Below are 25728 nucleotides of genomic sequence, written 5' to 3' on the forward strand. Positions count from 1 at the left end.
CCATCATGGCCGGACCAAAACGTTTCAACAAAGACAAGCGCCCCAAGCGCAATACCCAATCCCTGCTGTTCAAGCGCAAGCGTTTTTGCCGCTTCACAGCCGCTGGCGTTGAAGAGATCGACTACAAGGACATCGACACCCTGCGCGATTTCGTAGCCGAAAACGGAAAAATCATCCCCGCACGCCTGACCGGCACGCGCGCGATTTTCCAGCGCCAGATCAACACCGCCGTCAAGCGCGCTCGCTTCCTCGCGATGCTGCCTTACAGCGACCAGCACCGTAGCCTGTAAGGAGAGCGACCATGCAAATTATTCTGCTCGACAAAGTCGTGAACCTGGGCAACCTGGGCGAAGTCGTCAAAGTCAAAGACGGCTACGCACGCAACTTCCTGATCCCTTCCGGCCGCGCCCGTCGCGCCACGGCAGTGGCCATCAAGGAGTTCGAAGTCAAGCGCGCTGAACTTGAAAAAGCCGCCGCCGCCAAGCTCGCTGAAATGCAAGCCCAGGGCGAAAAGCTCGGCGGCACCACCGTCAAGCTGACGCAAAAAGCTGGCGTTGACGGCCGTCTGTTTGGTTCCGTGACCAACCATGACATCGCTCATGAGTTGACCAAGCAAAACTTCCCGGTTGCCAAGTCGCAAATCCGCATGCCTAACGGCCCGCTGAAGACCGTGGGCGACCATGCTGTCAGCGTGGCGCTGCACACCGACGTGACGGTTGACATCACGGTCACGGTTTACGGCGAAACCGCTTAAATCGGGATTGTGTTGTCCTGAAAAGCCGCTCTCTGGAGCGGCTTTTTTCTTGGGGCAACGGTTTGAGCGCTTATGCACATCTCCAGGCCGCATTTCCACTGAATTTCCCCCGCTTATCCACAGACTTGTCCTCCGCATTCCCAGCGTGCCGGCGTAGTATTTAGCTCTCTCTCAAGGAACCCATGTCTGCCGTACTTTCCACCTATGACGATCCAGGCTACAGCCCCGACCGCCAGATCGCCCAGTTGCGTATTCCGCCGCACTCCATTGAAGGTGAATCCAGCGTCCTGGGGGGCTTGTTGCTCGACAACGGTGCCTGGGACCGCGTGGGCGACCTGCTGTCGGACAAGGACTTCTACCGCCACGAACACCAGCTGATTTATGCGGCCGTGGGCGCGCTGATCAACGCCTCCAAGCCGGCCGACATCATTACCGTTTACGAGCACCTGCAAAACCTTGGCAAGGCGGACGAAGTAGGGGGCTTGAGCTACCTCAACGCGCTGGCCCAGTACGTGCCCAGCGCCAGCAACGTGCGCCGCTATGCCGAGATCGTGCGGGAGCGCTCCATTCTGCGCAAGCTGGTCTCAGCCTCTGACGAGATTGCCACGGCGGCCTTCAGTCCGCAGGGCAAGGCGGTGGCGACCATTCTTGACGAAGCCGAGCAGAAAATCTTCAACATCGGCGAGCAGGGCTCCCGCTCGCAGCAGGGCTTCCAGAGCATGGACACCCTGGTGGTGGACCTGCTGGATCGCGTCACCGAGATGTCGGAAAACCCGCAGGACGTCACCGGCGTGCCCACCGGCTTTGTCGACCTTGACCGCATGACCTCCGGCCTGCAGGCCGGCGACCTGGTCATTCTGGCGGCGCGCCCGTCCATGGGTAAAACCGCACTCGCCATTAACATCGCCGAGCATGTCGCCTTGAATGAAGGCCTGCCGGTGGCCGTGTTTTCCATGGAAATGGGGGCCTCCCAGCTGGCCGTGCGTATCGTGGGCTCCATCGGCCGGATTGACCAGGGCAACCTGCGCACCGGCAAGCTCACCGACGAGGAGTGGCCGCGCCTGACCGAGGCGATTGAAAAGCTGCGCACCATCTCGCTGCACATCGATGAAACTGCCGGCCTCACGGTCAGCGAGCTGCGCGCCAACGCCAGGCGCCTGGCCCGCCAGTGCGGCAAGCTGGGCCTGATCGTCATCGACTATTTGCAGCTCATGAGCGTGTCCACCGGCATGAGCGATGAAAACCGCGCCACCGCCGTCGGCGAAATTTCACGCGGCCTGAAGATGCTGGCCAAGGAGCTGCAGTGCCCCGTGATTGCCCTGTCGCAGCTCAGCCGGGGTGTCGAGTCCCGCACCGACAAGCGCCCCATGATGAGCGACCTGCGCGAGTCCGGCGCCATCGAGCAGGACGCAGACATCATCATGTTCATCTACCGCGACGAGTACTACACCAAAGAGGCCTGCAAGGAGCCCGGCGTGGCCGAGGTCATCATCAGCAAGCAGCGTAACGGCCCGACCGGGACGGTGAAGCTGGCCTTCATGAACCGGATTACCAAGTTTGAGAGCCTGGCGAGCGGCGCCCACGGGGATTATTGAGGCGCACTGCCTCACCGCGCCTGCTTCATGCGCCGCGGTACGATAGTTCCTCTTTTAACCTTGCGCTGGGGCGTCAGCCCGATGGGCGGCCCCACCCATGCTTGCCTCAAAACCGCGCTGACTGTCGAGCACGCCGTGCGACATTTCCAGCGTTAGAAAATATTCCCTTATGAACAAGAATTTCCTGCGGGCCGCCCTGGTGCTGGGCCTGCTGTCGGCCATTGGCCCCTTCGCCATCGACATGTACCTGCCGGCGCTGCCGTCCATAGGCCAGAGTCTGGGCGCCTCCATGGGGGCCGTGCAGGCCAGCCTGATGGCGTTCTTCATCTCCATGGGCATAGGGCAAATCATCTATGGGCCGGTCTCTGACATGGCCGGCCGCAAGCCGCCGCTGTATTTCGGCCTGCTGCTTTTTGCGGCGGGCAGCATTGGCTGTGCGCTGGCGCCGGACATCCAGACGCTGGTGCTGCTGCGCTTTGTGCAGGGGCTGGGGGCTTGCGCCGGCATGGTGGTGCCGCGCGCGGTGGTGCGGGATCTGCACACCGGCCACAACGCGGCGCGGCTGATGTCGCTGCTGATGCTGGTGTTCAGCGTCTCGCCCATCCTCGCGCCGCTGGCGGGCAGCCTGCTCATCGAGTGGTTCGGCTGGCGCAGTGTGTTCTGGGCCGTGACGGTTGCTGCGGCGCTGGGCCTGCTATTGCTGGCTTTCAGCCTGCCCGAGACGCGGCCGGCGGCGAGCCGCGCTAACAGCAGCTTGCGCAGTGCGCTCGCGGCCTACGGCGTGCTGCTGCGCGACCGCCATTTCATGGGGCTGGTGTTCATTGGCGCCTTCGGAATTTCCAGCTTTTTTGTCTACCTGGCGAATTCCTCGTTTGTGATGATCAACCACTATGGGCTCACGCCGCGCCAGTACAGCCTGGTTTTCGCGGCCAATGCCGCCTCCTTCATAGGCGCTTCGCAGTTCACGGGACGACTCGCTGCGCGTTTTGGCCTGGTGGCTGTGGTGAGGGTGGCCGTCGCCGGTTATGCGGCGGTGATGGCCCTGCTGTTGCTCACCAGTCTGCTGGGCGTCGAGCGGCTGGAGGTGATGATTGCCTTGCTGCTGCTGGGCTACGGCTTCCTCGGCCTGGTGCTGCCGACGACGGCCGTGCTGGCGCTGGAGGCGCATGGCAGCATTGCCGGAACGGCTTCGGCCCTGATGGGCACCGTGCAGTTTGTGAGCGGCGCGCTGGTCATGGCTGTGGTGGGCCAGTTTGTGGATGGCAGCGCGCGCCCCATGATTGCCGGCATCGCCGGCTGCGCACTGATGGCGTTTGTCGTGGCGCGCAGCACGCTGGGGCGGGCACGGTCTGCCGGTCTGCGATGACGCCTTGGGGCCCTTGAATGGCAGTTGTCGCCAGCGCAGGCAGAAATGACTCTCTCCGTGATCTTGATGGGCTGATTGGCCTCTGGGGCCTGAGCCGTGGGCGCAAGCAGCTATGAATTTGGTAGCGACTTAGGCCGGGCGGCCTTGTCCATGCGCTGGCCTTTAGCCCAAACCCAGGGCCTTGTACACGCGCAGCGCCGCATAGGCATCGTTCGCCGCATAGACGGCCTGGGCTTCCGACAGGCGGGCGTTGGCCCAGTTGGAGGTGGCGGCCTTTTTGGACTTGATGAAGCGCTTGTTGAACAGCACCGCCACGGCGCCACGCACGCCCATGTCCTTGCGGTAGCCGCGCTCCTTGAACACATGGTTGAGATCCAGCACGCCTTGCGGCTCCACCCCGAGTTTGTGGATGATGCGCCGGCGGTCATCGCCCAGGCCAAAACCCGCCTTGGTGATGGCCGGCGCCTGCAGCAGTTGCGCCACGGCGCGGCGGCAGTCGGCGTCTTCCAGCTGGAAGATATAGGCTTTTTCGAGCGTGGAGAGCTGCACGATATGCGGTCCGCCGGAGGCCTCGTTTTTGGTAAAAGTGGGTTTGGACTCGGTGTCAAACCCCAGGGCCGTGACGCCGGCCAGCGCTTGCAGGGCCGTTGCGGCCTGTTGCGCCGTTGAAATCACCTCGATCTGGCTCAAGCCGAGGCGGTCAAAAGGCTCGAGCAGGGCGATTTGCTCTTTACCGGGGGTCAAATGGCGCTCGGTCATAGGGTTCCATGCATGAAAATAGGGCTAGAGCTTACAGCCCAATGCTGTAGCGTCAGCACGGACAGCACGATCCATCATGGCCACCGCAAAAAGCATCACCACCGACGACTACAAGTTGTTCCCCTCGCCGCGCAACCGGCATCGCACGATTTTCCTGTACCAGGTGTTTGTGCCTTACCCCTACATGCTGATCGACCTGGAGAGCTACGGCTTTCAGGGCAAGTACAGCCTGTTTGCGGCCTGCCGGCTGTCCGACATGAAGATGGGGCAACTGGTCACGCTGGAGCTGCCCGGGGACGAGGCGAAGTTCAAGGCCCAGTTTGTCCCGGATTGAGCATGAAAAGTGCTGCTAGCCCTTATAGGGCGGGCATTTGAAGCTATTGATTCGATAGCGATTCATGCATAGACCAGGCCGCATTCAAGGTGCGGCCCATGACTCAGATTGCTGCCGCCAGCCGCGTTCCCTGGTCAATCGCCCGCTTGGCGTCCAGCTCGCTGGCGCCGTCGGCGCCGCCTATCAGGTGCGGCTTGACGCCTGCGGCGCGCAGCGGCTCCAGCAGTTCACGCAGGGGCTCCTGGCCGGCGCAGAGCACGATGTTGTCGACGGCCAGCATGGTGCCGTCCTGGCGCTTGTCGCCGAAGGTGATGAACAGGCCCAGGCCCGAGCCTTCCTCGCCAATGCGCTCGTAGTTCACGCCGGCGAGCATGTCCACATTTTTCATCTTCAGCGCGGCGCGGTGGATCCAGCCGGTGGTCTTGCCCAGGCCCATGCCCAGCTTGCCGGGCTTGCGCTGCAGCAGCGTGACCTGGCGTGCCGGTGGCGTGATCACCGGGCGCACGACGCCGCCGCGCACCTCGCCCGGGTCGGCCACGCCCCATTCGGCCAGCCAGGCGGGCAGGTCAAGCGCGGTGGAGTGGCCGGTGGGCGTGACCAGAAACTCGGCCACGTCAAAGCCGATGCCGCCCGCGCCAATCAGCGCCACGCGCTGGCCCACGGGCTGGCGGCCCAGCAGCACGTCGATGTAGCTGAGCACCTTGGGATGCTCCTGGCCGGGGATGCGCGGGTTGCGCGGCGTGACGCCGGTGGCGAGTATGACTTCATCGAACTTCTGCGCCAGCAGGTCGGCGGCCTGCACGCGGCTGTTCAGCTGCAGCCTGACGCCGGTGCGGGCGATGCGCTGGCCGAAGTAGCGCAGGGTTTCTTCAAACTCTTCCTTGCCGGGCACGCGTTTGGCCAGGTTGAACTGGCCGCCGATCTGGGCCGCGGCGTCGTACAGCGTCACCTCGTGGCCGCGCTGGGCCATTGTGGTGGCGGCGGCCAGCCCGGCCGGGCCGGCGCCGACCACCGCCACGCGTTTCCTGGCCAGGGCGAAGTTGATGATCAGTTCGGTTTCGTGCCCGGCGCGCGGGTTGACCAGGCAGCTCGCCAGCCTGGCCTTGAAGGCATGGTCCAGGCAGGCCTGGTTGCAGGCGATGCAGGTGTTGATCTCGCTGCTGCGGCCCTGCGCGGCCTTGTTGACGAATTCGGGGTCGGCCAGGAAGGGGCGGGCCATGCTGACCATGTCGGCGCAGCCCTCGGCCAGCACCTGTTCGGCCACTTCGGGCATGTTGAGCCGGTTGCTGGTGATGAGAGGAATCGTGAGGCCGGCGGCGCGCAGCTCTTCCCGTAACTTTTTCGTGACCCAGGTGAAGGCGCCGCGCGGCACCGAGGTGGCAATGGTGGGCACGCGGGCCTCGTGCCAGCCGATGCCGCTGTTGATGAGGGTGGCGCCGGCCGCTTCCACCGCCTTGGCGAGCTGCACGACCTCTTCCCAGCTGCTGCCATCGGGGATTAGATCGATCACCGAAAGGCGGTAGATGAGGATGAAGTCGCGCCCCACGGCCTCGCGCGTGCGCCGCACGATCTCGACGGCCAGGCGCATGCGGTTGGCGTAGCTGCCGCCCCAGTCGTCGCTGCGCTGGTTGGTGTGGGTGACGAGGAACTGGTTGATGAAATAGCCTTCGCTGCCCATGATCTCGACGCCGTCGTAGCCGGCCTCGCGCGCCAGCAGGGCGCAGCGAATGAAGGCGCGGATTTGCCGCTCTATGCCGCCCACGCTCAGTTCACGCGGCGCAAAGGGCGAGATCGGGCTCTGGAGGCGAGAGGGTGCGACGCACAGCGGGTGGTAGCCGTAACGGCCGGTGTGCAGGATTTGCAATGCGATCTTGCCGCCCTCGGCATGCACGGCATCCGTTACCTGCTTGTGGCGCCGCGCCGCGCCCGAAGTGGCCAGCATGCCGGCAAAGGGCTTGGTCCAGCCGGCCATGTTGGGGGCAAAGCCACCGGTCACCATCAGGCCCACGCCGCCGCGCGCACGCTCGGCAAAGTAGGCGGCCATGGCCGGAAAATGCTTGCGCCCGTCTTCCAGCCCGGTGTGCATGCTGCCCATCAGTACCCGGTTTTTCAGGGTGGTGAAGCCCAGATCCAGCGGCGCCAGCAGGTGCGGATAGGGACGCGAAGAAGAGGGTAGAGGCGCGGCCAAATGCAAGTCTCCGGGTCAGGTTTGACTGCATGGTAGTCGCAAGCTGCGCGGTTCGTGGCCGCACCGTGCCCTCTAGGTGACAGCCTCTAGCACGCCTGCGGGCAAACCCTGACAGACCGCCCAGGTCCGCTGGGTACTATGAATTTAATAGCTGCCTGTGCCCGAAAACATTGGGCTAGCGGCTCTTTTTTATTGCAAGCGCGGCTTCGGCCACCAGCTCCGGGCCCTTGTAGATCAGGCCGGTGTAGATTTGCACCAGGTCGGCGCCGGCCTTGATTTTGGAGACCGCGTCCGGGCCGCTGAGCACACCGCCCACGCCGATGATGGGAAAGCCCGCACCCAGTGCGGCGCGCAGCTGGCCGATCACGCGGTTGCTGGCTTGCAGCACCGGCGCACCGCTGAGCCCACCGGTTTCCTCGGCGTGGCGCAGGCCCTTGACGGCTTCGCGGCTCAGCGTGGTGTTGGTGGCGACCACGCCGTCCATGGCGTGGCGCTTCAGGGTGGCGGCAATCACGTCGACTTGGGGCTGGTCGAGGTCGGGTGCGATTTTCACGAAGATGGGCACGCGCTTGCCGTGCTGTGCGGCCAGGGTTTCGCGGCGCTCGGCAATCCGACCCAGCAGGGCATCGAGGGCTTCGTCGCTTTGCAGGGCGCGCAGGTTTTTGGTGTTGGGGCTGGAAATGTTGACCGTGACGTAGTCGGCATGCGGGTACACGCCGCTAAGGCAGATCAGGTAGTCGTCCACCGCGTTTTCAATCGGCGTGGCGGCGTTCTTGCCGATGTTCAGGCCGAGCAGCAGCGGCGCCTGGCCGCCTTGCTTACGAACGGCGGACTTTTGCACATTGGCCAAAAACGCATCCAGGCCTTCGTTGTTAAAGCCCAGGCGGTTGATCAGCGCGTTGGCTTCGGGCAGGCGGAACATGCGCGGCTTGGGGTTGCCGGGCTGCGCCTTGGGCGTCACGGTGCCGACCTCGACAAAGCCGAAACCCATGGCGGCCAGGCCGTCGATGCAGCGGGCGTTTTTGTCGAGCCCGGCGGCCAGGCCCACGCGGTTCGGGAATTTCAGCCCGGCCAGCTCGATCGGGTCGCTGATCCGGCTGGTGCAGTAGGCCATGGCCAGCGGCGTGCCCTGGGTGCGCGCCAGCGACGACATGGTCAGTTCGTGAGCGGTTTCGGGGTCTAGCCCAAATAAAAAGGGGCGGGCCAGGGCGTAGGGGAGCAGGGACATTGGATAATTCGGGCAGATTGCAGTGGATGGCGCGGGCCGGTCAGGCTCTCGGGTCCGCGAGTCATGAGTGCCGATTGTCGCAAAAAGCAGTTCCTCCCTTTCCAACCCTTTAAAGCCTCCTATGACCCAAGACGAACTTAAAACCCTGGTCGGCCAGGCCGCCCTGCATTACGTCGAGGCCGGCAGCATTGTCGGCGTCGGCACCGGCTCGACCGTCAACAAATTCATCGACGCGCTGGCGACCATGAAGGACCGCATTGCCGGCGCTGTCTCCAGTTCGGTGGCCTCGACCGAACGCCTGCAGGCGCTGGGCATCAAGGTGTTTGACGCGACCGAAGTCGATGAGCTGGGCGTCTACATCGATGGCGCCGACGAGATCGATCACGCCGGCCACATGGTCAAGGGTGGCGGCGCGGCGCTGACGCGCGAAAAAATCGTGGCCGCGCAATCGCGCAAGTTTGTCTGCATCGCCGACGAGTCCAAGCTGGTGCAGGCACTGGGCCATTTCCCCTTGCCGGTGGAGGTGATTCCCATGGCGGCCAAGCGCATTGCGCGCCAGTTTGCGGCCATGGGCGGCACGGCCACCGTGCGGCTCAAGAACGGCGCGCCCCTGGTCACCGACAACGGCCAGCACATCCTGGACGTGACCGGGCTGAAGATCACGGACCCGCTGGCGTTTGAGTCGCAGGTCAACCAGTGGCCCGGGGTGGTCACGGTGGGCGTATTTGCACACCAGAAGGCGCAGGTCTGCCTGCTGGGCACGACCGACGGCGTCAAGACCTTGACCTTCTAAGGCGGGGTCGTGATGCAACAGCAACGCTCGCGCGGCACGACACGCAGTGTTGAGGAGTTTTCCAGGCTCACCCACCTCATCTACGAAGCGGCGGCCGAGCCCCAGAAGTGGAGTGAGGTGGTCGGGGCCCTGGCGGATTCCCTCAACGCCTCCAAGGGCTTGCTGTTCACCCCGTATGTGGGGCCCCAGGAAGGCGGGATGGTCTTCCCGTGGAAGATTGCCGAGCAGCAACTGCAGCTGTGGGCCACGCACTACATCGGGCACGACATCTGGTCTGAACAAGCCATGCAGCGCGGCCTGTTGATCGAAGGTACGACGGTGGTGGACGAGGAGATGGTGAGCCGCGAAACCTTGCGTGAGTCGATCTTCTACCGCGAGTTCCTGAGCACGATGGGGATCGGCAGGGTCTGTGTCGGCGTGGTGTTCGAGGGGGCGCCGGGGCTACCTGCAACCAGCTTGTCCGTGTTTCGCGACTTCCACGAGCCCGCGTTCAGCGCGGCTGACAAGGCCTGGCTGCAGTTGCTGGTGCCGCACCTGTCGCGCGCGCTCGGCCTCATGCACCGGCTCAACGCGGCGCGGCTGAAGGAGGCCTCCCTGCTTTCGGCGCTGGACCGCCTGGCCTTCGGCGTCGCACTGCTCAACGAGCGCACCGAAGTCCTGCACCTCAACCTGGCAGCACAGGACGTGCTGGGACGCGGTGACGGACTGGTGCTGAACGCCTTGAAGCAGCTGGAGGCGCCAGGCAGCCATACCAACTCGGCCAGCCTGCCGCATTGGCTGGCCAGCATCGCGGCCCTGGACGCTACCGATCCCACGCATTTTTCCGAAAGCCTGCTGCTGCCGCGCAGCGACGGCGTGAACAGCTATGCCCTGCAGTGTTCCGCGCTGCCGGTTTCCGATGCCTGGCAGGCCGAAGGCGAGGCGGTGCGCTTTGTGGTGTTCATCACCGATCCGGCGGCGGTACAGTTGCCCGACACGGCGCGGCTGCGCAAGCTCTACGGATTCACTGAAACCCAGGCCCGCGTGGCGCGTCACCTGGCCGGCGGGGCCAGCTACAAGCAGGTGGCCAGCGAGCTCAACATGGCCGAGGAGACCGTGCGCGCCCACATCAAGGAAATCTATCCCAAGGCGCGGGTCAACCGCCAGTCGCACCTGGTCCGCATGATCATGTCGCTGGGCCAGGTGGCGGTGTAGCGGGACGTCAGAAGCGGATCCCGGCCGGGTTGGGGCTCGCCGCTGGTTCAGGCATAGGCCGCCCCGGCGCAGGCGACGCGTTGACAGCCGGGACTGTGGCTTCTGCCGGACGCTGGACCGCCACCAGCGGCGCGGCGGCTGGCTGGCGGTAGCCGGACGGCAGACGCGAGGTCTTGGGATAGCCCGCCGCGTCGAGGAACTGGTCCCATTCGGCATCCGAGAAACCCTTGAGCTGCTGGGCGCCAATGGTCAGAAAAGGCAGCGAGTTGTCGCCGCTCAGACGTTGCAGGGCTTGGGCGTCCTCGTTGGTGGACACCGTTTTTTCGGCAAAGGGGATGCCGCGGCTGGTCAGCAGGGAACGGGCCGCGCCGCAAGGGCCGCAGTTGTCGCCCGAGTACAGGGTGACCGGGTATTTGGCGGCGACCTGCCGCAGCTCGAAAGGCAGGCTGGCCGTGGCCGGGCCGCCTGCCGAACCGGCGCTGGTGGCGCTGACCCTGGCGTTGCTGCTGGGCGGCGGAGGCTGGTCTGAAAATGTCACCTTGCCGTCGGGTCCCACGATGCGGTAAACCTGTTGGGCTTGCGATTGCGCCGGGAAAAGACTGCCCGCCATGATCAGAGTCAACAGGGTCAACAGGGCCAAAGGCGCTTGAGGTGTCAAAGATTTAACAAGATTTGAGCTCATGGGTTCCCCAGTCGGTCTTGCGCACAGGTTTTATGTGTTCACGCCATGCCCTGATGGCGCAACAGCGCATCCAGCGAAGGCTCGCGGCCCCGGAAGGCCTTGAAGGACTCCATGGCCGGGCGGCTTCCGCCGGCTTCCAGGATGGCCTGGCGGTATTTTCTACCGGTTTCCACCGTCACAGTCGTTTTGCCGGCATCTCCGCCCACGTCTGTCGTTTTTGCCGCAGCGGCGGTTTCCTCGAAAGCGGCGTAGGCATCGGCGGACAGCACCTCGGCCCACTTGTAGCTGTAATAGCCGGCCGCATAACCGCCGGAAAAAATATGGCTGAAGGTGTGCGCGGTCCGGCTGTAGGCCGGCGCTGGAATCACCGCGACTTCCTTGCGCACTTCATTGAGCAAACCCATCAGGTCGTCCGCAGGGTTGTGCGAGGTGTGCAGCAGCATGTCGAACAGCGAAAACTCGACCTGGCGCAGCGTCTGCATGCCGCTCTGGAAGTTTTTGGCGGCCAGCATTTTGTCAAACAGGGCGCGCGGCAGGGGTTCGCCGGTGTCGACATGGGCTGTCATGTGCCTGAGCACCTCCCATTCCCAGCAGAAGTTTTCCATGAACTGGCTGGGCAACTCGACCGCGTCCCATTCGACGCCGCTGATGCCCGAGACGTCGTGCTCGTTGACCTGCGTGAGCATGTGGTGCAGGCCGTGGCCGAACTCGTGGAACAGGGTGGTCACGTCGTCGTGCGTCAGCAGCGCGGGCTTGCCGCCAACGCCCTCGGCGAAGTTGCAGACCAGATGCGCCACCGGGGTTTGCAGCTGGCCGGTGTCGGGGCGCAGCCAGCGGGCGCGCACGTCGTCCATCCAGGCGCCGCCGCGCTTGCCGGTGCGGGCGGGTTGGTCGAGGTAGAACTGGCCCACCAGCTCGCCATTGCGTTCAATGCGGTAAAACGCCACGCCGGGTTTCCACACCGGCGCCGAGTCCTTGCGGATGGCCACTTCAAACAGGGTTTCCACGATCTTGAAAAGGCCGGCCAGCACCTTGGGCGCGGTGAAGTACTGCTTGACTTCCTGCTCGCTGAAGGCGTAGCGGGCTTCCTTGAGCTTTTCGCCGATATAGGCGTAGTCCCAGGGCTGGGGATCGGGCTGTTTCAGCGTGTCGGCGGCAAAGGCGCGCAGGTCGGCGACGTCTTTTTCCGCATAGGGCCGGGCGCGCCGGGCCAGATCGCGCAAGAACTTGATCACTTCCTCCGGGGATTGCGCCATTTTGGGCACCACCGAGACTTCGCCGAAATTTTTGTACCCCAGCAACAAGGCTTCTTCGAGCCGCAGCGCCAGAATCTCCTGCATCACGGCGCTGTTGTCGAACTGGCTGAATTCGGCCGGGGCCTGGTCGCTGGCGCGCGTGGTGTAGGCCTTGTAGAGGGTTTCGCGCAGCGCGCTGCTCTCGGCAAATTGCATGACGGGCAGATAGCTCGGCATTTTCAGCGTGAGTTTGTAGCCGGCCTTGCCTTCGGCTTGCGCCTGTGCGCGGGCGGTTTGCAGCACGTCCTCAGGGATGCCGGCCACGTCGGCGTCGGTGGCGTAGTAGGCAAAGGCATCCGTGGCATCCAGTGCGTTTTCGCTGAATTTCTGGCTCAGTTCGGCCTGGCGCTCCTGGATTTTGGCAAAACGCTCCTTGGCGGCGCCGGTGAGCTCGGCGCCCGAGAGCACGAAGTTGCGAATGGCGTTTTTATGCGCCTGGCGCTGCTCGGTGTTCAGGCTCGCCGCATCGATGGCTTTGTACTTGGCGTAGAGGCGTTCATCCGCGCCCAGGCGGGTCCAGAACTCGGTCACGCGCGGCAGGGCGGCGTTGTAGGCGGCCCGCAACTCGGGGGTGTCCGCCACACTGTTCAGATGGCTGACGGCACCCCAGGCCCGCCCCAGGTTTTCCGTGGCGACATCCAGCACGCGGGCTATCTCGCCCCAGGAGGCCGGAAATTGCGGCGCGGTAACCTGTTCCAGTGCGGCATCGGCCTTCGCCAGCAACTCATCCATCGCCGGGCCAACGTGCTCGGGCAGGATACGGTCAAACAGCGGAAGGTCAGAAAAGTCGAGAAGTGGATTGGTCATGACGTCTAGCTGTGGGCGGGTGGGGCGAATCTAAAGGGGCCCTAAAGGGCTGTAAAGGCCCGGATGCGCAAAACTGGCCGGTCGAAGTGAGCGGCTCAACCGGCAAGAGGCCTGGTTCAGCCCTGCGAGCGCTTTTTGATGCTGCGCTGCTTGGGCTTGGCACGCTTGACGGTGCCGCCCGGTGTCAGCCGCTGGTTGCCGAGCACGCGCAGCGTCTTGACTTCGGGGCGCTGGCCGTAGCGCGAACTGTTTTTCAATACCTTGATATCGCGCGGGCCGGGCATGCGGTCTTCATTGACCTTTTTTTCCTTTTCCGGCATGGGGCGCCACAGCACCAGCAGCTTGCCAATGTGCTGGATGGGGGCGGCATTCAACTCCTCGGCCAGGGCCTGAAAGATTGCTTCGCGGCCGACCCGGTCATCGGACTGCACCCGCACCTTGATGAGCCCATGGGCGTTGAGCGCCGCATCGGTTTCCTTCTTGACGGCAGCGGTCAGGCCGTCGGAGCCAATCATCACGACCGCATTGAGGTGATGGGCATCTGCGCGGTGTTCTTTGCGCTGGGCGGGGGTAAGTTGTATTTGAGCCATGTCCCAATTATCGGTGGAGTCCGGAAGAGGACAATAGACGCTATGAAAGTAAATGCCAAGACAGACACCAAGCCGAGCACCAAGACCAGCGCGAAGGGCAAAAAGGTGAACAAGGCGTGGCTGCACGACCACATCAACGACCCCTATGTGAAATTGGCCCAAAAAGAGGGCTTCCGCGCCCGTGCGGCTTATAAATTGAAGGAAATCGATGAAACCCTGGGCCTGATCAAACCGGGCCAGTGCGTGGTCGACCTGGGCAGCACGCCGGGCGCCTGGAGCCAGTATGTCAGACGCAAGCTCTCGCCCACCGGGGCCGCCGTCGGCGCGCTCAATGGCCGCATCATCGGGCTGGACATGCTCCCCATGGAGCCGATCGAAGGCGTTACCTTTATCCAGGGCGATTTCCGGGAACTTGACGTGCTCCAGAAGCTCGAACAGGCGCTTGCTTCCGAGAATGGGCCTGTCAAGGTGGACCTGGTGATTTCGGACATGGCGCCCAATCTGTCGGGGATCGAGTCGGCGGATGCGGCGCGCATTGCGCATCTGGTCGAGCTGGCGGTGGAGTTTGCACAAAACCGGATGAAGCCGGAGGGCACGCTCGTCGTCAAGCTGTTCCACGGCAGCGGCTATGACGACCTGGTCAAGTTGTTCCAGGCCTCCTTTAAAGTGGTCAAGCGCATGAAACCCAAGGCTTCACGACCCAATTCGTCGGAAACCTTTCTGGTCGGCATGGGGCTGAAAAGGCGCGCCGAGGTCGCGGAATAGGCCGCAGGACGGCGTGTATTGGGGGCAGGAGGCGCTAAAAATCACCAAAAACCGCTTCAAATCAAGGGGCAGGTTTGTTACATGCTGTTTTTGCCCTTGAAAGGCCTAAAATCAGTCACATGTGCCATCCCATCGGCTTTGGGTTCTTACATCGGAGTAGTCCTTGAATAATCAGTGGTTTTCAAAAATTGCAATCTGGCTGGTGATTGCCATGGTGCTGTTCACCGTATTCAAGCAATTTGATACACGTGCCGGCTCCGGCTCCAACTACCTGGGTTATTCCGAGTTCCTGGAAGAAGTGCGCGGCAAGCGCATCAAGACAGCGACCATTGCGGAAGGCCAGGGCGGCACGGAAATCTCTGCCACCACCACTGACGATCGCAAAATCCGCACCACGGCGACTTACCTCGACCGCGGCCTGGTGGGCGACCTGATCGCCAACGACGTGAAATTTGACGTCAAGCCGCGTGAAGAAGGCTCCCTGCTCATGACCCTGCTGGTCAGCTGGGGCCCCATGCTGCTGCTGATTGGCGTGTGGGTTTATTTCATGCGGCAAATGCAGGGCGGCGGCAAGGGCGGCGCCTTCAGCTTTGGCAAATCCAAGGCGCGCATGCTCGATGAATCCACCAATCCCGTGACCTTTGCTGACGTGGCCGGCTGCGACGAGGCCAAGGAAGAGGTCAAGGAAGTCGTTGATTTCCTGAAAGATCCGCAAAAATTCCAGAAACTGGGCGGCCGTATTCCGCGTGGTTTGCTGCTGGTTGGCCCTCCGGGCACGGGTAAGACCCTGCTCGCCAAAGGCATTGCCGGCGAGGCCAAGGTGCCGTTCTTCTCGATTTCGGGCTCCGATTTCGTTGAAATGTTTGTTGGCGTGGGCGCAGCCCGCGTGCGCGACATGTTCGAGAACGCCAAGAAAAACGCGCCCTGCATCATCTTTATCGATGAAATCGACGCCGTCGGCCGCCAGCGTGGCGCCGGCCTGGGTGGTGGCAATGACGAGCGCGAACAGACCTTGAACCAGATGCTGGTCGAGATGGACGGCTTTGAAACCAATGTGGGCGTGATCGTGGTGGCTGCCACCAACCGCCCCGACATTCTGGACGCTGCCTTGCTGCGCCCCGGCCGTTTTGACCGCCAGGTCTATGTGACCTTGCCCGACATCCGCGGCCGCGAGCAGATCCTCAATGTGCACATGCGCAAGGTGCCGCTGGGCCAGGATGTGAACGCCAGCGTGATCGCCCGCGGCACGCCAGGCATGTCCGGCGCCGACCTGGCCAACCTGTGCAACGAAGCCGCACTCATGGCGGCGCGCCGCAATGCGCGCACCGTCGAGATGCAGGACTTCGAAAAAGCCAAGGACAAGATTCTCATGGGCCCCGAGCGCAAGAGCATGGTCATGCCCGAGGAAGAGCGTCGCAACACGGCTTATCACGAGTCTGGCCATGCGCTGATCGGCAAGCTGCTGCCCAAATGCGATCCGGTGCACAAGGTCACCATCATTCCGCGCGGCCGCGCACTGGGCGTGACCATGAGCCTGCCGGCGCAAGACCGCTACAGCTATGACCGTGAATACATGCTGAGCCAGATCAGCATGCTGTTCGGCGGCCGTATTGCCGAAGAAGTCTTCATGAACCAGATGACCACTGGCGCCAGCAACGACTTTGAACGCGCCACGGCACTGGCCCGCGACATGGTCACGCGCTACGGCATGACCCAGGCCCTGGGCCCCATGGTGTATGCCGAAAACGAAGGGGAAGTGTTCCTGGGCCGTTCTGTCACCAAGACCAACAACATGAGCGAGTCGACCCTGCAAAAGGTGGATGGCGAGGTGCGCCGCATCATTGATGAGCAGTACGCCCAGGCGCGCAAGCTGATCGAGGACAACAAGGACAAGATGCACGCCATGGCCAAGGCCTTGCTCGAATGGGAAACCATTGACATGGAGCAGATCGACGACATCATGGCCGGCAAGGAGCCCCGTCCGCCCAAGGACTGGACACCACGTAACGCCTCCGTGGGCGGCGGTGGCGGCCCCACTGGCGGCACGCCTGCCGTGAGCACCGATCATCCGGCACCGACAGTGGCCTGAAGATCAGGAGACTGCCGCAGCGCATCATGACAACCGGGGCCAGTCCCCGGTTTTTCTTTGCTGGCCGCCATGTGCTGCTGGAACAACGAGTTTTTGAAGGAAGGCCTTTCCGTGATCTGGCAAACCTCACGCTTTCAGATTGATTTGTCGCAGCCGCGCGTCATGGGCATCGTGAATGTCACGCCCGACTCATTTTCTGATGGCGGCAAGCATTTCACCCAGGGCGGCGGATTTTCTGGCGTGCTCGCGCACTGCGAGCAGTTGATCAGGGATGGTGCCGACCTGCTGGACATAGGCGGCGAGTCCACACGCCCCGGCGCGCCGCCCGTGCCGCTGGAAGAAGAACTGGCGCGCGTGCTGCCCGTCGTGCGGCATGCCGCCACGCTCGGCGTGCCGCTGTCGATCGACACCTACAAGCCAGAGGTGATGCAAGCCGTGCTCGATTTGGGCGCTGACATCATCAACGACGTCTGGGCGCTGCGCCAGCCGGGTGCCGTGCAGGCCGTGGCCGCGCACCCGCGCTGCGGCGTCTGCCTGATGCACATGCACCGCGAGCCGCAAACCATGCAGGCGGCCCCCATGGAGGGGGACGTGGTGCCGCAAGTATTGTCCTTTCTGGAACGCGCTGCGCAAGACCTGCAAGCCGCCGGCGTTGACAAGGCCCGCATCGTGCTGGATGTCGGGGTGGGTTTTGGCAAAACCGTGGCGCAGAATTTCGCGCTGCTGGCACGTCAGCCGGTCTTTCTGGCGGCCGGCTATCCACTGCTGGCGGCCTGGTCGCGCAAGTCCTCGCTGGCCGCCGTGTGCGCCAGTCCGGCCGGAGATCCGCTGGACATGGCGGACCGCATGGTGCCCAGCGTAGCCGCAGCCTTGCTGGCGGTTGACCGTGGCGCCCGCATCGTGCGTGTGCACGATGTGCGCGAGACCGTGCTGGCCCTTAAAGTCTGGGCCGCTGCGCGCTGAGCAGCAAGCCTTTCCCGCCCGAAGCATTCACCAGGTCTTGCGCCTGGTTACGCTCGGTGCAGGGCCTTGCCCGGGTTGGCCTTCTAAAATGAGCGCACGCGTGTTGCAAGCACGGAACGACAGAACTACAGACCCCCAGAGGGAACAACTCATGACCCGAAAATACTTTGGCACCGACGGCATTCGCGGCACGGTGGGCCAGGCGCCCATCACGCCCGACTTTGTTTTGCGGCTCGCGCATGCCGTTGGCCGCGTGCTGCGCAAGACCGAAGCGCGCCCGACCGTGCTGATCGGCAAGGACACCCGGATTTCCGGCTACATGCTCGAAAGCGCGCTGGAATCCGGCTTTAACTCCGCGGGCGTCGATGTGGTGCTGCTCGGACCTTTGCCCACGCCAGGCGTGGCCTACCTCACAAGGGCCCAGCGGGCCAGCCTGGGCGTGGTCATCAGCGCCAGCCACAATGCCTTTGCCGACAACGGCATCAAGTTTTTCAGCGCCCAGGGTACCAAGCTCAGCGACGAGTGGGAACTGGCCGTGGAGGCCGCCCTTGACGAGCCGCCGGTATGGGCCGACTCGGCCGCACTGGGCAAGGCGCGCCGGCTGGACGACGCGGCGGGGCGTTACATCGAGTTTTGCAAGAGCACCTTTGCCAACGACCTGACACTCAAGGGCCTGAAGATCGTGGTCGACGGTGCCCATGGCGCGGCCTACCACATCGCGCCCATGGTGTTTCATGAGCTGGGCGCCGAAGTCATTGCCATCGGCTGCGCACCGGACGGCCTGAACATCAACCACGAGGTCGGTGCCACCCACCCTGAGGCGCTGATCGCCGCGGTCAAGGCCCACAAGGCGGATTACGGCATCGCGCTGGACGGCGATGCCGACCGCCTGCAGATGGTGGATGCCGAAGGGCGGCTGTTCAATGGCGATGAAGTGCTCTACCTCATGGTCAACGAGCGGCTGGCGCGCGGCGAGAAAGTGCCCGGCACCGTCGGTACCCTGATGACCAACATGGCCGTGGAAGTGGCCTTGCAGCGCAAGGGCGTCGAGTTTGTGCGCGCCAAGGTCGGCGACCGCTATGTGCTTGAAGAGCTCGAAAGGCGCGGCTGGCTGTTGGGCGGCGAAGGCTCGGGCCACCTGCTGGCGCTGGACAAGCACACCACCGGCGATGGCCTCATCAGCGCGCTGCAGGTGCTGCAGGCCTGCGTGCGCAGCAAGAAAACCCTGGCCCAGCTGCTGGGCGATGTGGTGCTGTTTCCGCAGACGCTGGTCAATGTGCGGCTCAAGCCCGGCCAGGACTGGAAAGGCAGTCCGCAGTTGGCGGCCATGACCAAAGCCGTGGAAGCCGAGTTGGGCGACACCGGCCGCGTGCTGATCCGCGCCAGCGGCACCGAGCCGCTGCTGCGGGTGATGGTCGAGGCGCGCGACGCGGGCCAGGCCAAAGCCTGCGCCGAGCGCGTGGCTGATACGGTGCGCGCCTGAAACTTTTTGGCTGTACCCGCCGCCCCCTTTCCAGACACGCAAACCGCTCGGGCTTGCCCTATCTCGCTTGGGATTTCCCCGGTTTCGCTGCTGCCGTTTGCGCCGTGGGGTTGGGCGTAGGCTCGCCGATCTTCCGGAGCGTGTTGCGGTCCGTATGGTGGAACGGTTCTGCCTGACCCGGGATGACTAACACGGTGTCCTGCTCGTAGGACCACGTTCCATCGGCGTTGATCGAAACCGTGATGGTGTAGCTCTCCGTCCTGAATGCGTACTCCAGAAACGGATTTGACACGATCCCATTCGTCTCGGACCCCCGGACCGCCTGGAGGCGAAATGTCCTCGCGTCAGCCGCAGCGCGACCGACAGCCATCGCCGTTTGTCCGCGCGGTATCGAAAGCGTCAGGAGCACGGTGCCTGTCGCCGGTTCCCATAGCCAATAGCCGACCTGATCGTGAAATGTCTCGACGTCATCAGGTTTGACGATCCGCGTGTGGTAGCGCAATCCGTAGAACAGCTGCGGCCCATTGGTCTGTGCATCGATCGGCTGCAACTCCGTGTGTTCGATGAAAGCCTGCTTTTCGGGGCCGTCAGGCCTCGGGTTGACGTCGAGACCGCGCGTGCCGGTCCAGATGCCTGCCATCCCGGTGAGCGGTCCCAGATTGGCGAGCGTATCGACGTCCGGTTCGGGTTCCGTGTAGATGTCTTTGGGGAAGTTTTTCATGGTTAATCCATAGGCCTAACGCCTAAATTCACCCGACCCTGCGCCGTAGCGAAGCGAAGGCATGGGGGTTGGGTGCAACGCCTTGTTAGGCCGGTTTTTGTGATGCTACGGCGCATGTGGATGCCGTTTTGCGCGCTCTCTTCGCCAGGCCTCAAGGAGCTCTGTGTTGCCGCCTGCGACTTCCAGGAGCATTTGAAGGGACAGGATAGCTCCCGGAACAATGCCCTCTTCATCGACCTCTGCATCCGCGTAGTCTGGGTTGGTTGGAATTTCTACGTTGACCACCCACCATACTTCAATCTTTCGCAGAAGCTCAACTAGAACGTGGAACTGGTCTGTATGGTTGGACTCCGCTTGGCCCGTGACTACCGCGAAGAGTTGGTGAGCGAGAAGATTTCTGGTTTTCTTGAGTAGCTCGAATGTTTTTAGGTCTTCGTCGTTTATTGCTTGGTGCTCAAGCAGCCAGTTGAGAGATGCGTAGACCGTGCTTTTGTTGCGCGCAAGAACATTTGCTTCGTACTTGGGGGACACAGTCGAACCTTCTTCCGACCAACCAATCGAGTAGAAGTCTCGGATGCGATCAACTATTGAGTTCTTGAGAATCTCAAAGGTGGTGATGAACATTGTGGCCATGAAGAGCGACGGCCTGACAACGTCCGGATCGAGGAAGCGTTCCCAGCGTTCTTCGTGCGCGCTCATAAGAGGCCTAACGAGGCTGTAAAAAAAACCGGTTCCTACGCGCGCAACTGTGGCGTTGTCCCGTGCGCGGATCGAGTTTCGTGAATGGGACGTTCATGCCCACAGTGTGCCGCAATTTCGCCTTTCTTTTTTGCCTGCGATGGCAGTTCAGAGCCTTGCTGCGGCCCTATTGATCCTTCTTGCGCCCCAATTCCGTCCTCGCCAACTTCTCGATGTTGTGCACCATGCAGTACAGGTTCCACTGCGTGTTGACCTTGGCTCGCCCTCTGTGGTTCAAGCGGGTCAGGCGCTTGTTGTGCCGGATGTTGGCAAACACCGGCTCCACCGTGCCAATGCGCTGGCTGTAGAGCTGTCGGCCCCGAGGTGAATCGATGGCCTGGCGCATGCGTTCACTCGGATTGGTCGGGTCTTTGGGTTTGGGCTCAAAGCGGGGGTAACTTGGCGGCCCCGTCCATCATTGGGTTTGAGCGCTCCTTTGAGGCACTTGCCACTGAGTTTGCAGGCGTTGCAACCCACCGCATTGGCTGTGTATGTCTGGTAGTACAAACCAGTTGCTGTGGTGTGGATGCTGCCTGGGCTGGTCATCAGCTTGCCCGCCGGGCAGGTGGCGGTGTTGTAGTCGTTGAAGCGCAAGTCCTGGGTCCAAAGCCCTTTATCGGCTTGGACTCACCCGTAGCCTGCTTGTCGTACAGCGGGTCGGGCTTGGGGTGAGGGCCAGCGGCGTATAAAAAGGTCCCGTCTTTTGCATCAGTCGCAGCCCCCATCCCAACCTTCCCCCAAAGGCGGGAAGGCGTAAAAAAAAACGGGAAACATCGCTGTTCAAGCGGCAGGAAGGACTGAGTCGTTACCAACTTTTAAGAAAATAATGGCCGTAGCCCAACAAACACAGTCGCAACAAGCTATCAATTAAATAGCACTTATTGCGGCCCGATTTCACAAGCGCATGACCTTCAGGCCAGCGTGTAGGCGGTCTTCACCATCGTGAAAAACTCCTGCGCATACTTGCCCTGCTCACGCGGGCCATAGCTGGAGCCCTTGCGCCCGCCGAAGGGCACGTGGTAGTCGACACCGGCGGTGGGCAGGTTCACCATGACCATGCCGGCCTGGCTGTGCCGCTTGAAGTGTGTGGCGTACTTCAGGCTGGTGGTGGCAATGCCCGCCGACAGGCCAAACGGCGTGTCATTGGCCATGGCCAGTGCGGCTTCGTAGTCTTTCACCCGGATGATGCTGGCCACCGGGCCAAAGATTTCTTCACGGCTGATGCGCATGGCGGCGGTGCTTTCGCTGAAGAGCGCCGGGGTCATGAAGTAGCCCTCGGCGCCACTGCCGGTGTGGCATTGGATGCGCTCGCCACCGAAGGCCAGGGTCGCGCCTTCGCTCTTGCCGATTTCGACATAGCTCAGGTCCTGCTCCAGCTGCGCCTGCGATGACACCGGCCCGATGTCGGTTCCGGCGGCCAGCGCATCCCCCACCTTGATGCGCGCCATGCGTTCCTGCAGGGCTTTGACGAAGGCGGGGTAAATGCCTTCGGTCACGATCAGCCGGCTGGACGCCGTGCAGCGCTGGCCGGTGGAGTAAAAAGCGCTCTGCGCGCTCAGCTCCACCGCCTGGGTGAGGTCGGCATCGTCCAGGATGACTTGCGGGTTCTTGCCGCCCATCTCGAGCTGCACCTTCTTGAGGTTCTTGGCGCAGGCCTCGGCAATGCGGCTGCCCACACCGACCGAGCCGGTGAAGCTGATGGCGTTGATGCCGGGGTGGTTGACCAGCGCATCGCCAATCACGCGCCCGGGGCCCATCACCAGATTGAAGACGCCGGCCGGAATGCCCGAGCGCGAGATGATCTCGGCCAGCGCCCAGGCGCTGCCGGGCACCAGGTCGGCGGGCTTGAGCACCACACAGTTGCCGAAGGCCAGCGCCGGCGCAATCTTCCAGGCCGGAATGGCGATAGGGAAATTCCAGGGCGTGATCAGGCCGATCACGCCCACGGGCTCGCGCGTGATTTCCACGCCGATGCCGGGGCGCACCGAGGGCAGGGTTTCACCGCTGAGGCGCAGGCACTCGCCGGCAAAGAACTTGAAGATCTGGCCGGCGCGGGCTACTTCGCCTATGCCTTCGGCGCGGGTCTTGCCTTCTTCACGCGAGAGCAAGGTGCCCAGCTCTTCGCGGCGCGCCAGGATTTCACTGCCTATCTTGTCGAGCGCATCCGAGCGCGCCTGGATGCCCGAGGTGGACCAGGCGGGAAACGCTGCCTGGGCCGCCTGCACTGCGGCATTGAGCCCAGTGGCATCGGCCTGCGCGTATTCGCCGATCACGTCGGCCAGGTTGGACGGGTTCAGGTTGGCGCTGGTGCTGTTGCCGGCGACCCATTGGCCGTTGATAAAGTTGTTGTGTTCGCTCATTTATTCAAATCTCGGTTGGTTGGGAAGATCAATACGGTAAAAGTGCAGGGCGTTGCCACACATCACGGCATGCCGCTGCTCAGGGCTCAGAGGGTCCAGCATCCGCAACATGCCATCGACCAGTTCCGGGTAGCCGATACGCAAGCCCGCCACTGGAAAGTTACTGGCGAACATGCAGCGCTGCCAGCCGAAGATGGCCAGCGTGTCGCGCACAATGCGCGCGTTGTCCTGCCAGTTCCAGAGCTGGTCGCGCAAGCCGAATTCGGAGAGCTTCACATGCACGTTGGGCTGGCGCGCCAGCACCTGCATCCAGCCTCGCCAGCGCTTGAGGCCTTCCTCGCTGCGGTCCCAGGCAAAGCCGTGGTGATTGAGAACAATGGGCACCTCTGGAAACATGGCGGCAACTTCCGCTGCTTCGGGCAGATGCCAGGCCGGTACCCGCAGGTCCCAGCTCAGGCCGAATTTCTGCAGCAGCGAGAAGCCGCGCAACCAGGCTTCATCCTGCATGGTGCCGGGCTGGCCGCGCACGCTGTCGGCGCTCGAGCGCGCGGTCACCGGCTTGCTGCGAATGCCGCGAACCAGCGGATAGCGCGAATGCTGCTGCAAACGCTCCTCGGTATCGGGGCGGTCGAACCAGGCATGCGCCACCACCGCGTTGGGAAATCCGTGTTCAGCGTGCAGCTTATGCAGCCAGGCGGTCTCGGCCACTTGTTCGGAGCGGTCGCGCTCGGCCTCCACATGCACCGTAGCGATCACATTGCAGCCCTGGCTTGCCTTGCGGTAGTCCGCCGGCAGGAAGTCGCGGCACAAAGCCTGGTAGTCGCCGAGGAAAAACTCCTGCGGCTTGTAGTCCTGCTGCAACCAGGGATAGCGGCCTTGCGACAGATCCCACAAGTGATGATGTGCATCAACGACAGGCTGTCGGAGCCGCTGTGCATCAAGGGGGAGGGAAGATGTTCCCGCGCTGATCATGGTTGGCTTGTGCCCTGGTCGACTCAATGCTGCCAGACGTAGGACGAATCGGGCTCGCGCAGGGTCTTGATTTCCTGCTCGAACTCGAAGTTGTCGAGGTTGAGCCGGCGCACCGTCTCATCCTGGAACGAGATGTAGACCGCGCGATCCGCCGGGTGAAAGGACAGCGCCAGGGGATTGCTTGGCAGCGCAAAGCAGCGCTGCTCCTTCAGATCGGTGCCGAACACCGATAGCGAGTGCTCGCCGGAGTTGGTGGTCAGCAACAAGTCCTTGCCCTCGGCTCCGCGGAATCGGTAGACCCGGTTCGGGTCGCGCCGGGTCTTGCCCTGGGCCACGACTTTCATGCTGGCCGTGTCCACGGCCACGATGGTGTCGTCACCGCGGTTGGCCACATACAGCAGCGACTCATCCGCCGACAGCACATTGCCTTCAGGCACCGGCCCCGGCATCATCGCCACCGGCGTGAAGGTCGGGTCATTGGGCTTGATCTTGGTGACGGTGTTCGACAGCAGGTTGAGCGCGTAGGCGGTCTGTGCGTCCTTGGTCAGTGCAAACAAATGGGTCTTGTAGCCGCCAGACGCCACGGCCAGGTCCGGCACATGGCGATTCACCGGGTCGGAGAAACGCAGCAGGGTGTTGTGCGCCTCAGACATCACGAACAGACGCCCTTCGGCGTCCACCGTCAGCCCATGCGGGCGGTAAAACGGCCAGAGGTTGAGCGTAGCCACATGTTCGCGCCTGTCCAGATCGATCACGAACACCGAGTGCCCGCCCACATCGCCGAGGTGGCTGGCGGTTTCGATGCCGTAGTGACCGACATAGGCTCGCCGGCGCACCGGGTCGACCGTGAATTCATGCGGAAAGTTGGGCAGCACGATGTGTTTTTCTGCCTCGCCGCTGGCAAGGTTGTAGAAACTGAAAGTATGGGCGCATTTCTGCACCAGCAGGAGTGTTTCGGATTTTGTAGTCATTTGGTTGCCGGTTGGCTGGGTTTTGCGGTGGCGGAAAGTCGATTTGAAAAATGGACGGCGCTCTGTTTGATGGCCAGCATGCGGAATGGCCGCGATTCGACTTTTTCCAGCACTTCTATGCCTTTGCTGCGAAGGTCGGCGATCATGGCGGCTTCATTTTTGCTGTTGAGCGCACGTTGAAAATCGCGGCCAATGACCGCGGCATCGAGCAGGGCTTTTTGATGTGCTGGGGAAAGTGATTCAAAGCGCTTGAGGTTGATCGCCACCATCAAGGCGGTGTAGGCGTGCCTGGTCATGGTCACGTATTTTTGTACCTCGTAGAGCTTGGCGCTGTAGGTAATGGGCAGCGGGTGGTCTTGGGCATCAAGCTTGCCTGCCTTGATGGCGTCATACAGCTCACCCAGCGGCATGCTTGTGGTCACTGCCCCCAATTCTTTGAAATACGCTTCCTGTGTCGAGTTTCCCACCCGCAGGCGCAAGTCCTTGAAGTCGGCTGGGGTTTTGACAAAGCCTTTGTTGCTGGTAATGATGCGAAAACCCACTTCCCAGAACGACAGACCCTTGATGCCCGAGGCCATGGTTTCATTCAGCAGCGCTTTGCCGAAATAAGGGGAGTCAAGCTCTTTCCAGACATCTTGTGGCGTCTGGAAGGAGTAGGGCTGGTCAATCTCGACCAGTCGAGGCGCCAGGGAAACAAAATTGCCGCTGCCGGCCATGGTCATGTCCAGCGTACCGCTTTTGACGTCGGCAATGGATTTGGCATCATTGCCCAGTTCTCCGTTGGGGTAAACGTCTATGCGCAAACTCCCTTTTGTCAGCTCGCTCACCGAACTTGCCATTTTCAAGGCCGCCAGATGCTGGCTGGACGTGGTTGACCCGACATGCGAAAGACGCAAGAAAGTTTGTGCCGCGCCTGCAGCCGTTTGCGCATGGCTTGTGGCGCCGCTTATGACCAACGTCAAAGTCAGTACGAATTTAGAGACGGTTTTCATGTTGCAGGCCTTATTGGTTTTGGTGGCGCGGGTGAATTTCTGAGGCAGAAGCGAAGAGGCCGATTCACGCATCGCGAGCGGCCATTCCC

23 protein-coding genes and 1 pseudogene are annotated in these 25728 nt (G+C 62.7%); 11 read left to right on the plus strand and 13 right to left on the minus strand.

Features of this window, described 5'->3' with window-relative positions; genetic code table 11:
- Nucleotides 1-5 precede the first annotated feature (5 nt).
- The 4 genes from rpsR to PJE01S_RS06735 all read left to right on the plus strand — a co-directional run bounded on the left by rpsR (nt 6) and on the right by PJE01S_RS06735 (nt 3715).
- The gene (gene rpsR / locus PJE01S_RS06720; RefSeq protein ID WP_011483947.1) at nt 6-290 is read left to right on the plus strand and encodes a 30S ribosomal protein S18; all 285 of its coding nucleotides are present in this window, start codon (nt 6-8) and stop codon (nt 288-290) included.
- Nucleotides 291-301: 11 nt separating this feature from the next.
- Entirely contained in the window at nt 302-754 is a 453-nt protein-coding gene (gene rplI / locus PJE01S_RS06725; protein WP_068832385.1) for a 50S ribosomal protein L9, read from the plus strand.
- Nucleotides 755-936: 182 nt separating this feature from the next.
- The gene (gene dnaB, locus PJE01S_RS06730) at nt 937-2349 is read left to right on the plus strand and encodes a replicative DNA helicase (RefSeq protein ID WP_068832386.1); all 1413 of its coding nucleotides are present in this window, start codon (nt 937-939) and stop codon (nt 2347-2349) included.
- A 169-nt stretch (nt 2350-2518) separates the two neighbouring features.
- Nucleotides 2519-3715 (plus strand): multidrug effflux MFS transporter, encoded by a 1197-nt coding sequence (locus tag PJE01S_RS06735; RefSeq protein ID WP_068832387.1) that lies wholly within the window; start codon nt 2519-2521, stop codon nt 3713-3715.
- A 162-nt stretch (nt 3716-3877) separates the two neighbouring features.
- On the opposite strand, the gene PJE01S_RS06740 is transcribed toward PJE01S_RS06735, so the two are convergent.
- Nucleotides 3878-4474 carry a 3'-5' exonuclease gene (locus PJE01S_RS06740; RefSeq protein WP_068832388.1) on the minus strand — a complete coding sequence of 199 codons (597 nt, stop codon included), beginning with the start codon at nt 4472-4474 and terminating at the stop codon, nt 3878-3880.
- Between the two features lie 76 nt (nt 4475-4550).
- Between PJE01S_RS06740 and PJE01S_RS06745 the strand changes: the two genes are divergently transcribed.
- Complete coding sequence (locus tag PJE01S_RS06745) at nt 4551-4808, plus strand: hypothetical protein (protein WP_068832389.1); 258 nt, start codon at nt 4551-4553, stop codon at nt 4806-4808.
- Nucleotides 4809-4911: 103 nt separating this feature from the next.
- On the opposite strand, the gene PJE01S_RS06750 is transcribed toward PJE01S_RS06745, so the two are convergent.
- Both PJE01S_RS06750 and PJE01S_RS06755 read right to left on the minus strand, forming a co-directional pair.
- Entirely contained in the window at nt 4912-6996 is a 2085-nt protein-coding gene (locus PJE01S_RS06750; protein WP_068832555.1) for an oxidoreductase, read from the minus strand.
- Between the two features lie 175 nt (nt 6997-7171).
- Nucleotides 7172-8224: a quinone-dependent dihydroorotate dehydrogenase gene (locus PJE01S_RS06755; protein ID WP_068832390.1), complete on the minus strand. Its 1053-nt coding sequence runs from the start codon at nt 8222-8224 to the stop codon at nt 7172-7174.
- 121 nt (nt 8225-8345) lie between these two features.
- Between PJE01S_RS06755 and rpiA the strand changes: the two genes are divergently transcribed.
- Complete coding sequence (rpiA, locus tag PJE01S_RS06760) at nt 8346-9017, plus strand: ribose-5-phosphate isomerase RpiA (protein ID WP_068832391.1); 672 nt, start codon at nt 8346-8348, stop codon at nt 9015-9017.
- Between the two features lie 12 nt (nt 9018-9029).
- Nucleotides 9030-10211, plus strand: coding sequence for a helix-turn-helix transcriptional regulator (locus PJE01S_RS06765; protein ID WP_068832392.1), 1182 nt, complete (start codon nt 9030-9032; stop codon nt 10209-10211).
- Between the two features lie 7 nt (nt 10212-10218).
- Here PJE01S_RS06765 and PJE01S_RS06770 read toward each other — a convergent pair whose 3' ends face one another.
- The 3 genes from PJE01S_RS06770 to PJE01S_RS06780 form a co-directional block, all read right to left on the minus strand.
- Nucleotides 10219-10893, minus strand: coding sequence for a glutaredoxin family protein (locus PJE01S_RS06770; RefSeq protein WP_068832393.1), 675 nt, complete (start codon nt 10891-10893; stop codon nt 10219-10221).
- A gap of 38 nt (nt 10894-10931) precedes the next feature.
- Nucleotides 10932-12995 carry a M3 family metallopeptidase gene (locus tag PJE01S_RS06775; RefSeq protein ID WP_068832394.1) on the minus strand — a complete coding sequence of 688 codons (2064 nt, stop codon included), beginning with the start codon at nt 12993-12995 and terminating at the stop codon, nt 10932-10934.
- Between the two features lie 116 nt (nt 12996-13111).
- Nucleotides 13112-13585, minus strand: coding sequence for a YhbY family RNA-binding protein (locus PJE01S_RS06780; RefSeq protein ID WP_068832395.1), 474 nt, complete (start codon nt 13583-13585; stop codon nt 13112-13114).
- 42 nt (nt 13586-13627) lie between these two features.
- On the opposite strand from PJE01S_RS06780, the gene PJE01S_RS06785 reads away from it, so the two are divergent.
- The 4 genes from PJE01S_RS06785 (at nt 13628) to glmM (ending at nt 18885) form a co-directional block, all read left to right on the plus strand.
- Entirely contained in the window at nt 13628-14350 is a 723-nt protein-coding gene (locus tag PJE01S_RS06785) for an RlmE family RNA methyltransferase (protein ID WP_068832396.1), read from the plus strand.
- 163 nt (nt 14351-14513) lie between these two features.
- On the plus strand, nt 14514-16439 hold the full coding sequence (ftsH, locus tag PJE01S_RS06790; protein ID WP_068832397.1) for an ATP-dependent zinc metalloprotease FtsH: 1926 nt from the start codon (nt 14514-14516) through the stop codon (nt 16437-16439).
- Between the two features lie 111 nt (nt 16440-16550).
- The gene (gene folP / locus PJE01S_RS06795; RefSeq protein ID WP_068832556.1) at nt 16551-17402 is read left to right on the plus strand and encodes a dihydropteroate synthase; all 852 of its coding nucleotides are present in this window, start codon (nt 16551-16553) and stop codon (nt 17400-17402) included.
- A 151-nt stretch (nt 17403-17553) separates the two neighbouring features.
- The gene (gene glmM / locus PJE01S_RS06800) at nt 17554-18885 is read left to right on the plus strand and encodes a phosphoglucosamine mutase (protein ID WP_068832398.1); all 1332 of its coding nucleotides are present in this window, start codon (nt 17554-17556) and stop codon (nt 18883-18885) included.
- Nucleotides 18886-18943: 58 nt separating this feature from the next.
- Here the strand turns inward: glmM and PJE01S_RS06805 are convergent, their stop codons facing one another.
- The 7 genes and pseudogenes from PJE01S_RS06805 to PJE01S_RS06835 form a co-directional block, all read right to left on the minus strand.
- Complete coding sequence (locus PJE01S_RS06805) at nt 18944-19606, minus strand: FABP family protein (RefSeq protein ID WP_068832399.1); 663 nt, start codon at nt 19604-19606, stop codon at nt 18944-18946.
- 105 nt (nt 19607-19711) lie between these two features.
- Nucleotides 19712-20305, minus strand: a complete 594-nt coding sequence (locus PJE01S_RS06810; RefSeq protein ID WP_068832400.1) for a hypothetical protein — start codon at nt 20303-20305, stop codon at nt 19712-19714.
- Between the two features lie 166 nt (nt 20306-20471).
- Nucleotides 20472-20693, minus strand: a pseudogene (locus tag PJE01S_RS06815) (transposase); the annotation flags it as partial.
- A 562-nt stretch (nt 20694-21255) separates the two neighbouring features.
- Complete coding sequence (locus PJE01S_RS06820) at nt 21256-22704, minus strand: aldehyde dehydrogenase family protein (RefSeq protein WP_068832402.1); 1449 nt, start codon at nt 22702-22704, stop codon at nt 21256-21258.
- Nucleotides 22705-23676: an amidohydrolase family protein gene (locus PJE01S_RS06825; protein WP_068832403.1), complete on the minus strand. Its 972-nt coding sequence runs from the start codon at nt 23674-23676 to the stop codon at nt 22705-22707.
- A gap of 23 nt (nt 23677-23699) precedes the next feature.
- Nucleotides 23700-24647, minus strand: a complete 948-nt coding sequence (locus PJE01S_RS06830) for a YncE family protein (RefSeq protein ID WP_068832404.1) — start codon at nt 24645-24647, stop codon at nt 23700-23702.
- Nucleotides 24644-25711 carry a DctP family TRAP transporter solute-binding subunit gene (locus tag PJE01S_RS06835; protein WP_068832405.1) on the minus strand — a complete coding sequence of 356 codons (1068 nt, stop codon included), beginning with the start codon at nt 25709-25711 and terminating at the stop codon, nt 24644-24646. The genes PJE01S_RS06830 and PJE01S_RS06835 overlap by 4 nt, the downstream gene beginning before the upstream one ends.
- Between the last annotated feature and the right edge of the window lie 17 nt (nt 25712-25728).

The sequence above is a fragment of the Polaromonas jejuensis NBRC 106434 genome (genome assembly GCF_001598235.1).
GTDB classification, from domain to species: Bacteria; Pseudomonadota; Gammaproteobacteria; order Burkholderiales; family Burkholderiaceae_C; genus Polaromonas; species Polaromonas jejuensis.